This is a genomic window from Mesorhizobium sp. 128a (genome assembly GCF_053848025.1).
Genome location: NZ_JBSPKY010000003.1, coordinates 474,552 through 488,413 on the forward strand (window position 1 = coordinate 474,552; position 13,862 = coordinate 488,413).

Genomic DNA, 13,862 nt, shown 5'->3' on the forward strand with positions numbered 1-13,862 from the left:
GCCGCTACGTCTTGGAGCCGAGCGTCTTGATGGCGTCGCCGGTCGAGGCGTCGGTCTGGCGCATCAGCGCCGCCGTGTTCTCGAAGGCGCGCTGGACCATGATCAGGCGCGTCATCTCCAGCACCGGATTGACGTTGGATTCTTCGACAAAGCCTTGCGCGACACCGAGATCGGAGCGGTCGGTGACCGGCTCCGGCGTGCGCGAGGGAACGATGCCCGAATTGCCGTAGCGGACGAAATTCGGGCCCGGGTCGAAATTGAACAGGCCGATAGCGCCGACAAGCTTGTCGCCCTGGCGCAGCGAGCCGTCGGCGCCGGCCTTGGGCGGGCCGTCGCGCGGATCGAGCTGGATCGGCGCGCCGCCGGCATCGAGCACCGGATGGCCCTCGAGCGACATTAGCTCGCCGTTCTCGTTCATCGAAAACCGCCCGTCGCGCGTCATCACGGTGCCGGCCGGCGTATCGATGCCGAACCAGGCATCGCCCTGGACGGCGAAGTCGAACGGGTTGCCGGTCTCCGTCATCGCGCCATGTGCGCCGGAAAGATAGGTCTTGCCCGAAGAGGCGAACGACACGGATTTGGCGCCGGTGCCGGAGACGACATCCTCGAACTTCACGCCGGTGGCTCGAAAGCCGATGGTCGAGGCGTTGGCGACATTGTCGGCGATGGTGTCGAGACGGCGCTCGAGCGCGATCTGCGAGGAAAGGGCGACGTAGAGGCTGTCCTGCATGGGTGCTCTCAGAATTTCAGTTTCTGCATGGCCATCATCAGATCGGTCGAGATGCCGACGGTGGTCGGTTGGGCAAACAGCACACCGACCGAGGTCTGGGCGGTCGAGGTCGGATGGTTGATTTCCCACAGGCTGGTGAAGCGGGTCAGGAATTTGTCGAGCTTGGCGGGGTCGGTGAAATCGGTGAGGTCGAGCTTTGCCTCGAAGGCCTGCGCCTGCTTGTCGATGTCGGCGGTGGCGAAAGAATCGGGCAGGCCGATCGCGGTGCGTACCACGCTGGCCAGGGCTGTATCGGCCAGCACGTCGTACCAGTTGGTGATCGTCGGCGCCTTTCGTTCGAAATAGAGCGCCAGCCGCACACCTTCATTGGTCTTGCCGGCATCTTCTTCCAGCGTCTGACGCATGTATTTGTCGACGACCGGCTGCTGTGAGGCGCTGCGGGTGGTGGCCGCTTCGCCATAAGCCTCGAAATTCAACGAGGTGGCGAGCCTGGCGAAGGCCTTGTTGTTGGCCTTGTTGGCGACGCTGTCCGGGTCACGGACGCCGCCTTCCAGCACCCTGCGGATCAGGTCCTTGCTGACGCTTGCCGGATCGATCCCGCTGGCCGACAGCGCATAATTGTAGAGCCGGCTGTCGGCCATCAGATCGTCTATCGACTTCACCTTGGTGATGTTGGCGAGGTAGTAGCTGGTCTCGGCCTGTACCGCATCCGCATTCGGCTTGATGAGACCAAGACTGGACTCGGTCGTGTAAAGCTTCGGCGTGGTCTTCAGCACGGCGTCGCGCGTGGTCGTCTGATCGCCATATTGGGCAAAGTCGAAGGCGCCGACGAAGTTGGCGTAGCTTTTGTCGGTCAACAGGTTGGCGGGGCTGAACGGATCGGTGACGCCGCCGTTGACCATCGTGCGGATCTGCTTCGCCGTCTGGGTCGATGCATCCAGCCCATAGGCAGCCATGGCGAAGGTCAGCAGGCGCTTGTCCTTCAGCAGGTCTTCGATCGACTTCACCTTGGAGATGTTTGCCGCGTAGTAGTCGGCCTCGCCCTTGATGTATTGCGCGGTCGGCTTGACCAGCACCAGCCCGGTTCCGGCGATGATCGCCTTTGGAACCGCCTGCTGGACGGCGTCGCGTGCTGTCGCCTGGTCGCCATACTGGACGAAGTCGAAGGCGGCGACGAAAGCTGCATAGCCCTTGTTGGTCGACGTGTTCGCCGGACTGTTCGGGTCGGTGACGCCGCCTTCCAGCATCGCCCGGACGGTCGCCGGCGCTTCGGCGTCGGCGTCGAGGCCGAATGCGGCCATCGCATAGGTGAGCAGGCGGTCGTTGCCCATCAAATCGTCGATCGATTTGACGTTGGAGATGTTGCTGATGAAGTAGGACGTCTCGCCCTTGTAGTAGTCGAACCCGTTCTGCAAGGCGCCAAGCCCAATTTGGGCCGCATAGTTCTTGGTCACGCCCTGCTGCGCGGGGTTGTAGCTGGTGGCATCCGCGCCCAACGCTGCGAAATTGAAGGCGGAGACGAACTCTGCATAGCGCTTGTCGGTCAATTTGTTGGCGAAGCTGTCGGGGTCGGAGACGCCTTCCTTCAGGGCTTTGACCATGAAGGCCTTGGCGTAGGCCATGTCGCCAAGGCCGAAGGCCTTCATGGCATAAGTGAAAAGTCGGGTGTTCTTGACGAAATCGTCGATCGATTTCACGCTGCCGATGTTGGCCAGATAGTAGTCGGTGTCGCGCTTGGTGACCGGGTCCGCCTCGATGCGGTCGATCGCCTTGGGAATATCCCTGGCGATGAGCTGGTAGCTGGTAAAAGTGCTCAACACGACATGCCTCCGGTCGCAGCTTCAGAGTCAGAGTATGCGGACTTGCTTGCGCGAGGCTGAATCGGTTCGCCATGCGTGATTCAAGCCTCACACAAGGCACGGGGGCTATCGATTAGGCCTGACGTGATGTGGAAGGATCTGGCGTGGGCATTCTGATCGGACTGGTGGTGACGCTCGGCTGTGTTCTCGGCGGCTTCATGGCCATGGGCGGCCATCTGCATGTGCTGATGCAGCCCTGGGAGGCGGTGGTCATCTGCGGCGCCGCGCTCGGCACCTTCCTCGTCGCCAACCCGATGAAGACGGTCAAGGACACCGGCAAGGGCATTCTCGAAGCCTTCAAGCAGGCGGTGCCGAAGGAACGCGACTATCTGGAGACGCTAGGCGTCCTGCACAGCCTGATGCGCGAACTGCGCTCGAAGTCCCGCAGCGAGGTCGAGGCGCATATCGACAACCCCGAGGAATCGGCGATCTTCCAGGCGTTCCCGACCGTGCTCAAGAACCACGATCTGACGCATTTCATCTGCGACTATTGCCGCATCATCATCATCGGCAATGCGCGCTCGCATGAGATCGAGGCGCTGATGGACGAGGAAATCCAGACCATCAAGACCGACAAGATGAAGGCCTATCATGCGCTGGTGGCGGTGGGCGACGGTCTGCCGGCGCTCGGCATCGTTGCCGCGGTGCTCGGCGTGGTCAAGGCGATGGGCGCGCTCGACCAGTCCCCGGAAATCCTCGGCGGCCTGATCGGCGCCGCCCTTGTCGGAACCTTTCTCGGCATCTTCCTGTCCTACGCCGTGGTCGGGCCGGTCGCCACCAAGATCAAGACGGTGCGCGAGAAGAAGAACCGCCTCTACATCATCGTCAAGCAGACGCTGCTCGCCTACATGAACGGCGCCTTGCCGCAGGTGGCGATCGAGTTCGGCCGCAAGACCATCTCGTCCTATGAGCGGCCGACGATCGATGCCGTCGAGCAGAGCACGATGAACACCGCATCCGCCGAGAAGAAAGCGGCCTGAGCCATGCATGACGACAGACAGGACCGCACGCCGTCATGACAAGTCCTGGCAGCCCCTCGCAAGCCCGCTCGCTGATCATCGAGCGTCTGGTCGGTGACAGCGGTGAGGCAGGTCATGTCATCGGCACCGGGCGATCGATGGGCGAGCGCGCCCTGCCGCTGCTGCAGAAGAGCCTGGCCGGCGGACTCGGCGCCCAAGTTACCGTCGACCTGCGCGCGGTCGAGGTCAGCCGCGTGCCGGATGCGCGCGTGCATGCCGGCGACAGCTTTGCCATGACCATCATTGCATCGCCGACCTCTTCCGATGCGATGACGCTGGTGATCGATGCGCCAGCGATCGCAGTTATGGTCTGCGCGCTGTTCGGCGGCGATCCGGATCAGCCGGTTTCGCCGATCGAGCGCGCGCTGTCGCAGATCGAAACCGATGTGGCGACCACCGTGTTCCAGGAGGTTGCGCAGGCGCTGAACGGATCGGGCCGGCGCTCACTCGAATTGCGGCTGCCTGTGCCGCGGGCGCTTTCGGGCAGCGAAGCCAGGCGACGCGTGCTGCGCGATGGCGCTGCGGTGCGCATCGTCTTCGGCATTTCGACGCCGACCGACAGCGGCACGGTCACGGTGATGATCCCGCAGCGCATCCTCTTGGCGACGCGCGGTATCGCCGATGTTCAGGACAGCGAGGGCACAACCTCCGACTGGCGGGCACGCTTTTCGGAAGAGGTGATGCGCTCGACGGTGACGCTTGAAGCGACCATGCCACTGGCCCGCCTGACGCTCGGCGACATCGCCGGCTTCGAGCCGGGGCAGGTCATCGAGTTCGAGGAAACGGCGCAGTCGCACGCGAGGCTGAGCGCGCGCGACAAGACGCTGTTTGTGTGCGAGTTCGGCAAACTCGGGCAGAATTACACCGTCCGGATCAGGCATCCTTACGATGCCGGTCAGGATTTTATCGATGGGCTCATGCCAGGCTGACGCCGCGCAAGCTCAAGCATTTGGAGACGACTTATGGCCAAGACCAAGGTGGAAGCCAATATCGACCAGCCGGACGAACAGCTCGACCGCGCCATCGAGGAATTGCGCGGCGTCCTCCAGGAGGAGGAAAAGCGGCCCGACGCCGCCTTGCGTGCCGCTATGTCCAGCACCAATTCGAACGTCATCATGAGCATTCCGGTCGACGTGCAGATCATCCTCGGTAGCACCGAAATGCCGGTGTCGGACCTGATGGCGCTGCAGAAGGGTTCGACGGTCGCGCTGAACCGGCGCATCGGTGAGCCGGTCGATGTCGTGGTCAATGGCCGCAAGATCGCGCGTGGCGAGATCACCGTGCTGGAAAGCGATCCGTCGCGCTTCGGCATCAGGCTGACCGAAATCATCGCCGCCACCAAGAGCGCCTAAGGACAGACGAAATGCGGTCTCAGCAGCGATCGGAGCGGATGCCATGACCACGCCGGTGACGCTCACGCGCCCGCAAAAGGCCGCCGCCATCCTGGTGGCGATGGGCAAGCCATCGGCGAGCCGGCTTTTAAAGTTCTTCAAGCAGGAAGAGCTGAAGGCGTTGATCGAAGGAGCGCGTCTGCTGCGCACCATTCCGCAGAGCGATCTCGAACGTATCGTCGCCGAATTCGAGGCCGAATTCACCGAAGGCGCCGGCCTGCTCGATTCTGCTGACCGGATGGACACCATCCTCAACGAATCGCTGTCGCCCGAAGAGATGAGCGCCATCATGGGGGACAAGCGCTTCGAGGTCGCGCCGGAGGGACCGCCGCCGATCTGGCCGGAGCTGGAAAAGCTCGAACCGACGCGTCTCGGTACATTCCTTGCCGGCGAACATCCGCAGACCGCAGCCATGGTGCTGTCGAAGCTTGCGCCGCAGGCCGCCGCCAACATCCTGCTGACCTTGGAAAAGCCGATGCGCAGCGAGATCATCAAGCGCATGGTGACGATGGCGACGATTCCCGACGCCGCCGCCAGGATCATCGAAAACCAGCTGCGCGCCAGCGTGCTGGCGCAGACCGCGACCAAGGACATATCGGCCGGACAGGCGCGCGTTGCCAGCGTGCTCAACGAAATGGACAAGCCGCAGCTGGAAGAGGTCATGCAGGACCTGGAAGAGGCCGGCACGCCGGATCTCGGCGGCGTCCGCTCCAGGCTGTTTGCCTTCGACGATCTGCCGCTTCTGACGCAGAAGGCGAGGGTGCTTCTGTTCGACGGGCTGTCGACCGAACTGATCACGCTGGCGCTGCGCGGTGCGGCGCCCGCATTGACCGAGTCGGTGCTGTCGGCAATCGGCGCCCGGTCGCGGCGCATGATCGAGTCCGAGCTCGGACAGGGTTCGGAAGGCATCCAGCTTGCCGACATCATGGCGGCGCGCAAGAACGTTGCGGTGGCGACGATCCGGCTTTCGCGCGAGGGGGCTTTCGAACTCCCCTCGTCGCAGCAGAGCGAGGCGGCGTAGAGCCGAGCGCTGACCCCAAATGGCTGAAGCGGCTGACAAAGACTCCAAAACCGAAGACGCGACAGAAAAGAAGATCCGCGACACCATCGAACAGGGCAAGCTGCCCCATTCGCGGGAAGCCGCACTCCTGGCGTCCTTCATTGCCATATTGGTGTTCACCGTCTTCTACGCCAAGGACGCGGTGGTCGATCTCGGTATGTTCCTGTCCATGTTCCTGGAGAAGCCGGAGGCGTGGCCGATGGACACCGAGACCGACGTCATCGCGCTCTACAAGACCGTGATGATGGAGATCGGCCGTGCCGTCGTCAGCCTGCTGGTGCTGCTGGTGGTGGCCGGCATCGGCGCTTCGGTGCTGCAGAACATGCCGCAATTCGTCGGCGAGCGGATCCGGCCGCAACTGTCGCGTATCTCGATCAGCAAGGGCTGGACCCGGCTGTTCGGCGTGCAGGGTTTCGTCGAATTCCTGAAGTCGCTGGGCAAGCTTGGCTTTGCCAGCATCGTGCTCTACTTCACGCTGTCGCAGGATTACCGCCAGCTCCTGGCCGGCATGATCACCAACCCGGTCGCTTTCGGCCTCGTTATCAAAAGCATCGCCGTCGACATTTTGGTGGCGATCGTCTTCGTCATGGGGCTGATCGCGTCTGTCGACATCGTCTGGTCGCGCTTCCACTGGAAGCAGGATTTGCGCATGACCAAGCAGGAGGTCAAGGACGAGTTCAAGCAGTCCGAAGGCGACCCGATCATCAAGTCGCGGCTGCGCTCGCTGGCGCGTGACCGGGCTCGCAAGCGGATGATGACGGCGGTGCCGCGCGCTACGCTGATCATCGCCAATCCGACGCACTTTTCCATCGCGCTCAAATATGTCCGCGACGAGGATTCAGCACCCGTGGTGCTGGCCAAGGGCCAGGATCTGGTGGCGCTCAAGATTCGCGAGATCGCCAAGGAGCATAACATCCCGATCTTCGAGGACGTGGCGCTCGCCCGCTCCATGTACAAGCAAGTTTCGGTTGATAGCGTGATCCCGTCGCAATTCTACCAGGCCGTCGCCGAACTGGTGCGGATCGTCTACTCGAAAAAGGCTGAGCGGAGACAAATTCAATGAACCGCCAACCGCACGCAAAATCCCGCGAACTCATCGTCGCCAAGGCCATCGAGCAAGTGGTGGACGAGTTGCGCCTGATCGATGTCGCCGACTACATCGCCTTCATCCGGCTCGAGCATTTCGCTTGCCTGTCGGACCTTGTGGATTCGGCGGTGGAACTGTTCTTCCTGCCTGGCACGCTGCGGCTCGGCCACGGCGGCGAAGCGCATGTCGACTGGAGCGGCAGCCCGCGCATCGTGCTCGATCTCGAGCTCAGGCCGCCCGGCGTGACCGTCTATTTCCAGCTGACGCTGAGCGAAGAGAGGTCTTCGGTCGCCGTCAACTATGTCTCGTTCGAGAAGCCCGGTGAGGACCCCGAGCACAACACGGCCTTGCTGGAAACGGTGATCGAAGAGGCGCGCATCCGCAGGACCGAGCCGCTCGCCTATCGCTGATTTTTTTTCCCGCTATCTCAATCGTCTGAGTACGCCGGCCTGAACGCAGGCAGGCGTTACTCGATCAACCCCAGCCGCAACGCCTTGGCCACCGCCTGGTTGCGGTTGACCGCATTGAGCTTCTGGGTGGACTGGGTGAGATACTGGTTGGCGGTGTGGACCGATAGCTTCAGCAGCCTGGCGATCTCTTCGCTGGTGTTGCCGTTGGCGGTCAGCTTCAGGCACTCCAGCTCACGCTTGGAGATCGATCGCATCCGGCTGGCATCGTTGGGACGAATGCGGGCGACGGCGGCGAACAGCGAGAAACAGCGGGCGTGGATTTCGTAGAGCGTGTCCTCCGGCAGCGTGATCGTCGAGCCCAGGAAGACCACCAGCCCGCAATGACCACGATCGGCATGAACGGGAAAGGCGATGCCGTTGGTGCCCGGCGCCAGCGGCGCCGTGCGCTCCGTCCAGGCGAGTTTCTGGAAGACGGCGTCCGAGCCGGCGATGCCGTCATCGGCCCACCAACGCGGCGCCGTGGAAGTGCCGCTGTGGCGCACCATCTCCTCGCCATTGGCGCCGGCGATGAACTTGGTCGCGACAGCGGTAGCGGGATAGTCGGAATCGAAGCTCGGCACGAGGCGCGCGCGTTCCGGCGAAGGGCTGACGAAGTAGAGGCCGAAGGCTGACGCGTTGATGTCGACGGCGATCCAGCGGCAGCGCCGCACCGCGTCCGGGATGGTGACGGCGTTGTGCGTTTCGGAACCGATGGAGAAGGCGCCGAACGGATTGCGCTGCTCGTTGAAGAGGGCTTCGGCCGCCGCCTTGATGTCAGCGTGTTTCAAATGATGCCGCTCCTGATCGCCGTGGCGATGGCCATCGCGCGGTTCGAGGCCGCGAATTTCTGGATGGCGTGGGTGATGTAGCTGTTGACCGTGTTGGAGGAGACCCCGAGGATCACCGCGACCTCATCGGTGGTCTTGCCTTCCGACACCCAGAACAGGCATTCGCGCTCGCGGTCGGACAGCGGGTCCTGCATGGCGGCGGCGGCGACCAATTGCGGAATGGCGGACAGCGCATAGCAGCACTTCAGCTGCGCCTTCATCAGCGCCGGCTGGTCGATCTTGCCGGCCTCGGCGGCCGAGAACAAGGCAAACAGCCGCTGGCGGCCGACATTGAGCCGCAGCGAATAGACTTCGGCATGGCCAAGCACGTCGAGCAGGCGCGCTTCCTCGCCGGTGAGCAGCCTGCCGGCGTCGGGCGCTTCGGCGGCCACCAACGGCTTCGGGCGGATGCCCGGTGCCACGGTCAGCGGCCCCTGGGCAAGGCCGGCGATCAGCCGCTTGCCGATGAGTTCGATGGCGTCGAAGATCCAATTGGAGGAGACGATGCGGGCGTCGTTGCGGTCCTGGTCGTGGACGATGGCGACGAGCATGTAGCTGTCGGCGCCGATCTCGGCGGCAAGCTGCATGAAGAACGAGGTGAGATCGCCGCGGGACGCGAGGCGCGAACCTGATGTGTCGGATTGCAGAAGCGCGGCGGAGCTGCTCATTGGATGCTTTGGTTGTATGTCATGGCCGGAATCTTTTCTTGAGCCCGGATGCTGGGTCACCAGCGGCCGAACTTGAAGACGCATCACGTTTACGAAGCACTCACACGGCGCGGTGTCGCGCAGATCACCGAATCCATCAGGGAACGCGAAGCCGTCCGCGTCTGGTGCCGGTCAGAGGCCGGTACTTGAGACTTTGGGTGGTCGCCGCGCCCCCCAAGGACCGGCTGATTCGGGTCTAATCTACCCGCAGATGAATCCGACATCAAACGCGATTTGACAAAATCGATTTTTCTGGACTCAGGCGACTCGGGGGCGGCTTCCGTGGCCCTTTCCTGCCTCGAGCGACCCGAAACGCCGACACGAAAAAGCCAGAGGGTGGCGCGACACTGCCGTATCGAGAAACGATCGATTCCGATAGGTTCTCGGCGACCGGCAGGGGTGGGCATCCCTTCGGTCGTAAAAGGCGGATTTGGCGGCGCTTGCTTCGCGGCCATCAGCATCGGGGGTAATGATGAAGCGGGTTTTCCTGGCGTTCACGGTGGTGCTTGCTGTTCTTGCCGGTGTGGTAGCTGGCAAGGCGGAGCCGATCGTCACCTATGCGCTCGACAATGGGCTGCAGGTGGTGCTGGTGCCGGACCATCGTGCGCCGAAGGTGGTGATGAACCTGCGCTATCGCGTCGGGTCGATGAATGAGCCCGCGGGACGCTCAGGCTTCGCCCATCTGTTCGAACATCTGATGTTTTCCGGCACGCCGGCCTGGCCGAACGTGTTCGGTGCACACGCCGCGCTCGGCAACGAGATCAATGCATGGACCACCGAAGACGGCACGGTCTATTACGTCGACGGGCTGTCGTCGTCGCTGCCGATGATCTTGTCGCTGGAAGCTGACCGCATGGCCAATCTCGGCCGGTCGGTAACGCAGGCCAAGCTCGATTTGCAGCGTTCGGTGGTCAAGAACGAAATGCGCCAGAACGTGCTCGACAAGGCCGGCGCGTCCGGCTGGGAAGCTTTCTGGTCCGGCCTGTTCCCGAAGCCGCATCCCTATAGCCGCATGGTCATCGGCTCTGTCGCCGACCTGGACGCGGCGACGCTCGACGATGTCAGAGGGTTCTTCAATAGCTATTATCTGCCCAACAATGCGGTGCTGGTGCTGGTCGGCGACCTCAAGGTTGACGACACCAAAGCGCTGATTGCCGATACGTTCGGCCGGGTGGCGCGCGGCTCCGACGTGGCGCGACCCGCCGTGCCGGAACCGGCGCAGGCCCGGCTGAAGCTGGTGCTGGAGGATCGTGTGCCGAGCCCCGTTGTCGTGGTCGGCTTCAGCGGCCCGGTGGCGCAGTCGCCGGACAATGGCGCGATCAGCATTGGAGCCGAACTGCTCGGCAATGGCGAATATGGATTTCTGCGCAACCGGCTGGTTTCGCAATTGGGCATTGCCACCTATGCCAGCGCGAACTGGACCGTCGGCCTGCTCGGCGGCCGCTTCACCTTCGAGGCGGGTGCGGCCGAAGGCGTAGCGCCGGAGGCGCTGGAAAGCGCGATGAAATCGGCGTTCGCCGATTTCCTCAAGACGCCGCTCGATCCGGCCGATGTCGAGCGCGCGCGCATCGGCCTGTTGCAGGCCGCGCGGCTCGGCAATGAAGGGCTGAAGGACCGCGCCGGCACCGTCTCCTACAATGCCGACGTGCTCGGCGATGGGCAGAGCGCGCTGGTCGACGATCCGCGCGTCAAGAACGCCAGCGCGGCGGACGTCGAAGCGACGATGAAGCGGCTGTTGAAACCGGAAGACGCCAGCGTGCTGGTGCTGAAGCCCGGCCCGCGCGGCGGCTATCCCGATGCGCTGATCGGTTCGTCCGGCACGCCGCTGCCGTTCACCGCGCCGCAGCGGGCAGCGGTCGACATTCCTAAGCATGAGGCCGGGCAAGCGCCTTCGGCGACATTGCCGGCAAAAGAAACGGCGACGCTGTCCAATGGCATCAAGCTCGTCCACTACACCATGCCGGAAGCGCCGATGGTCTATGTGGCGGCCAGTGCCGCAGGCGGCTGGAACAGCGTGCCGGAAGGCAAGGAAGGGCTTCTGGAACTTGCTGCAAGCATGGCAACGCGCGGTGCGGGGACACGCGGCTCGGCCGACTTCGCCAAGGCGGCGAGCGACATCGGCGCCGGTGTCGGCTACCAGGCCGGCGCACTGACCACGACGATGACGCTTGGCGTGCCACCGGAAAAACTGGACCAGGGTCTTGGCCTGCTTACCGACGCGGTGCTGAAGCCGCGTTTCGACAAGACCGAATGGACGGTGCTGATGGCGCAGACGACCGACTGGCTGAACGGCCGCGAGGCGGACCTGCCGGGCGTAGCCGGCCGCGTGGCAAAGGCAGCCCTTATCCCGCAGGTGCCGGGCAAGGCTGCGGTCGACTGGTCGGCAAAGGCGCTGGCCTCGATCTCGCTCGACGAGGCAAGAGACGCGTTCAAGGCGGAGTTCACGCCGAAGGCGGTGACCTTCTACAGCGTCGGCCCGATGCCGGTCGCGACTGTTGCAGCCGGCCTTGAGAAAGCATTCGGCGCATGGACAAGCGACGCCGCCGGCTATGCCGTCGAGCAAGCGCCGGCGGCGCATTTCGGTGGCGGCCAAACGGTGCTGCTGGTGCCAGAACCCGGCGCCAGCCAGTCGGCGCTGTTCGTCGCGCGGCCGGCGCCCGGCACCGACGAAAGCGAGCGCGCCGAATCGACCGCGGTCTCCAATCTGCTCGGCGCCGATTTCTCCAGCCGGCTGAATTCGGTGATTCGCGAGGAGAAGGGCTATTCCTATGGCGTGTCGAGCTATCTCATGAGCCCGATGAAGGCCGGCTCGGGACTGGTCGTGGCAACCACCGTCGAGCGCGCCAACACCGGACCGGCGATCACCGAAATCCTCAAAGGGTTTGCCGGCCTGACCACCTTGCCGGTGGCGCAGGACGAGGTCGACCGCACGGTGACCGTCTATCGCCGGGCGCTCGCCGGATCGGCCGAGACCTCGGCCGGCCTGTTCTCCTCGCTGATTGGCGCGGTTGGCAGCGGCTCGACGCTGGAGGACCAGCAAGGCCGCATGGCGGCGCGCACAAAGCTGACTCTCGATGCGGTGCAGAAACAGGCGTTGGCTTTGTCGTCGCTCGATCCGTCGCTGATCGTGGTGGCGGGCGACCCTGATGTGGTGATGCCGCAGCTTGCCGCGATCGGCCTTAGAGATGTGCAGGTCGTCAAACGGGAAGAAACGGAGGAGCAGACCGCGATGCGGGCGCTTGACCTTCTCGGCAACAAGAGGCAAGCGCCTCTGTCCGCATCGCCATGGCGGGTGGGTGATGGTGGCACGACGCGGGCGGTGCACGCCTGCGCCGGTGACAGGGATTGCGGCGCGCAGATTCACGCAGACTAATCGGTTCGACGCGCGGCGCCGGCCGCGTTGAAATCTTGGGCAACTTTGTTTCGGGGGAAACGATGAGCGATTCATTTCAGGAAGTAACGTCCGTCTCGTGGTTCGGGCGGATCAAGCGCGCGGTCGGCGGGGTCATCTTCGGCTTCATCCTGATCGTGCTGATGGTGATCGGGCTGTTCTGGAACGAGGGCCGCGCCGTGCAGACGGCACGCTCGCTGGCCGAGGGGTCCGGAGCGGTCGTTTCGGTCGGCGCCGACAGCGTCGATGCAGCCAATGACGGCAAGCTGGTCTATGTGAGCGGCCCGGTGACGGCCGATAGCGGCCTGGCGGATCCGGATTTCGGCATTGCCGCGCAGGGGCTGCGGCTGTCGCGCAGTGTCGAGATGTATCAGTGGAAGGAAGAGTCCAAGTCGGAGACGACGAAGAAGCTCGGCGGCGGCGAAGAGACGGTGACGACCTACAGCTATTCCAGAGTGTGGGATGACAGCCAGATCGACTCGTCCGATTTCAAGAAGCCGGACGGCCATCAGAATCCGTCAATGGCAATCCACAGCCGCACATTCCAGATCCCGCAGGGCAAGCTTGTCGCCTTCGATCTGGACACGCCGGTGCTGGACCGCATCGAGGGCGACAAGGACTATTCGCTGACGGCCGATCAGTCGGCGGCGATAAAGGCCGCCTATAGCGGGACGAAGCCGCTCAGCATCGTCGATGGCAAGATCTATCTCGGCAACGACAACACGACGCCTGCTTTGGGCGACTACCGCATCGGCTACGAACTGGCGCCGCTCGGCGTGGTCAGCATCGTTGCGCGCCAGGCCGGCAGCCGGTTCGAGCCCTACCAGACGCAAGCGGGCGACGCGCTGCTGATGGTCGATACCGGCAACGTGCCGGCCGAAAAGATGTTCGCCGACGCGGTCAGCGCCAACACGCTGATCACCTGGCTGCTGCGCGGCGCCGGCCTGCTTTTGCTGACCATCGGCTTTGCGCTGTTCCTCAGTCCGATCGGGGTGATCCTCGACGTCATTCCCTTCCTCGGCAGCATGGCGCGGATGGGCACTGGCATCATCGCCTTCGTGCTCGCGATCCTGGTTGGCACGACGACAATCGCGATTGCCTGGTTCTGGTACCGGCCAGTGTTGGCGGTAGCCATCCTGGCGGCAGGCGTGATCGCCGCGGTGATTGTCTACAGGATCGGTCGGTCGCGAAAGCCGGCCGTGCCGGCGGCGGCGCCGCCTGCCGGCGCAGCCGTCTAGTTCGTGAACCCATAATCGGTGGTGGCCGAGATGGGATGGTGGGTTCAACCGGTCATCGCAACACCTTCTGTAGCCTATCGGCCGGCGTTTCGAAGTCCAGGGTT

Annotated in this window: 12 protein-coding genes; 8 read left to right on the forward strand and 4 right to left on the reverse strand. The window is 63.7% G+C overall.

The features are described 5' to 3' along the window. Nucleotides 1-4 precede the first annotated feature (4 nt). Nucleotides 5-730 carry a flagellar basal-body rod protein FlgF gene (gene flgF, locus ACWTU9_RS08625; RefSeq protein WP_455857923.1) on the reverse strand — a complete coding sequence of 242 codons (726 nt, stop codon included), beginning with the start codon at nt 728-730 and terminating at the stop codon, nt 5-7. An 8-nt stretch (nt 731-738) separates the two neighbouring features. Next, nucleotides 739-2,550 (reverse strand): DUF1217 domain-containing protein, encoded by a 1,812-nt coding sequence (locus tag ACWTU9_RS08630; protein WP_455857924.1) that lies wholly within the window; start codon nt 2,548-2,550, stop codon nt 739-741. Nucleotides 2,551-2,693: 143 nt separating this feature from the next. Here ACWTU9_RS08630 and motA point away from each other — a divergent pair, with 143 nt between their 5' ends. Genes motA through ACWTU9_RS08660 form a run of 6 tightly spaced genes read left to right on the forward strand, consistent with a single transcriptional unit; the run spans nt 2,694 to nt 7,556 of the window. Then, on the forward strand, nt 2,694-3,569 hold the full coding sequence (gene motA, locus ACWTU9_RS08635; protein WP_181057535.1) for a flagellar motor stator protein MotA: 876 nt from the start codon (nt 2,694-2,696) through the stop codon (nt 3,567-3,569). A gap of 35 nt (nt 3,570-3,604) precedes the next feature. Continuing rightward, nucleotides 3,605-4,537, forward strand: a complete 933-nt coding sequence (locus ACWTU9_RS08640; protein ID WP_455857925.1) for a FliM/FliN family flagellar motor switch protein — start codon at nt 3,605-3,607, stop codon at nt 4,535-4,537. Nucleotides 4,538-4,570: 33 nt separating this feature from the next. Then, nucleotides 4,571-4,960, forward strand: coding sequence for a flagellar motor switch protein FliN (fliN, locus tag ACWTU9_RS08645; RefSeq protein ID WP_455857926.1), 390 nt, complete (start codon nt 4,571-4,573; stop codon nt 4,958-4,960). Between the two features lie 43 nt (nt 4,961-5,003). After that, a complete protein-coding gene (locus ACWTU9_RS08650; RefSeq protein WP_455857927.1) occupies nt 5,004-6,020 on the forward strand; it encodes a flagellar motor switch protein FliG in 1,017 nt (338 codons plus the stop codon). A 19-nt stretch (nt 6,021-6,039) separates the two neighbouring features. Then, nucleotides 6,040-7,122 carry a flagellar biosynthesis protein FlhB gene (gene flhB, locus ACWTU9_RS08655; protein ID WP_455857928.1) on the forward strand — a complete coding sequence of 361 codons (1,083 nt, stop codon included), beginning with the start codon at nt 6,040-6,042 and terminating at the stop codon, nt 7,120-7,122. After that, nucleotides 7,119-7,556: a hypothetical protein gene (locus tag ACWTU9_RS08660; protein WP_023671756.1), complete on the forward strand. Its 438-nt coding sequence runs from the start codon at nt 7,119-7,121 to the stop codon at nt 7,554-7,556. The genes flhB and ACWTU9_RS08660 overlap by 4 nt, the downstream gene beginning before the upstream one ends. Nucleotides 7,557-7,612: 56 nt before the next feature. Here ACWTU9_RS08660 and ACWTU9_RS08665 read toward each other — a convergent pair whose 3' ends face one another. Together ACWTU9_RS08665 and ACWTU9_RS08670 are read right to left on the reverse strand one after the other, a co-directional pair. After that, on the reverse strand, nt 7,613-8,383 hold the full coding sequence (locus ACWTU9_RS08665; protein WP_454585736.1) for a response regulator transcription factor: 771 nt from the start codon (nt 8,381-8,383) through the stop codon (nt 7,613-7,615). Continuing rightward, nucleotides 8,380-9,090 carry a helix-turn-helix transcriptional regulator gene (locus ACWTU9_RS08670; RefSeq protein WP_454574573.1) on the reverse strand — a complete coding sequence of 237 codons (711 nt, stop codon included), beginning with the start codon at nt 9,088-9,090 and terminating at the stop codon, nt 8,380-8,382. Before ACWTU9_RS08670 ends, ACWTU9_RS08665 begins: the two co-directional genes overlap by 4 nt. Nucleotides 9,091-9,601: 511 nt before the next feature. On the opposite strand from ACWTU9_RS08670, the gene ACWTU9_RS08675 reads away from it, so the two are divergent. Then, complete coding sequence (locus tag ACWTU9_RS08675; protein WP_455857929.1) at nt 9,602-12,502, forward strand: M16 family metallopeptidase; 2,901 nt, start codon at nt 9,602-9,604, stop codon at nt 12,500-12,502. Between the two features lie 62 nt (nt 12,503-12,564). Beyond that, complete coding sequence (locus ACWTU9_RS08680) at nt 12,565-13,758, forward strand: TMEM43 family protein (protein ID WP_455857930.1); 1,194 nt, start codon at nt 12,565-12,567, stop codon at nt 13,756-13,758. Nucleotides 13,759-13,862: the final 104 nt, after the last annotated feature.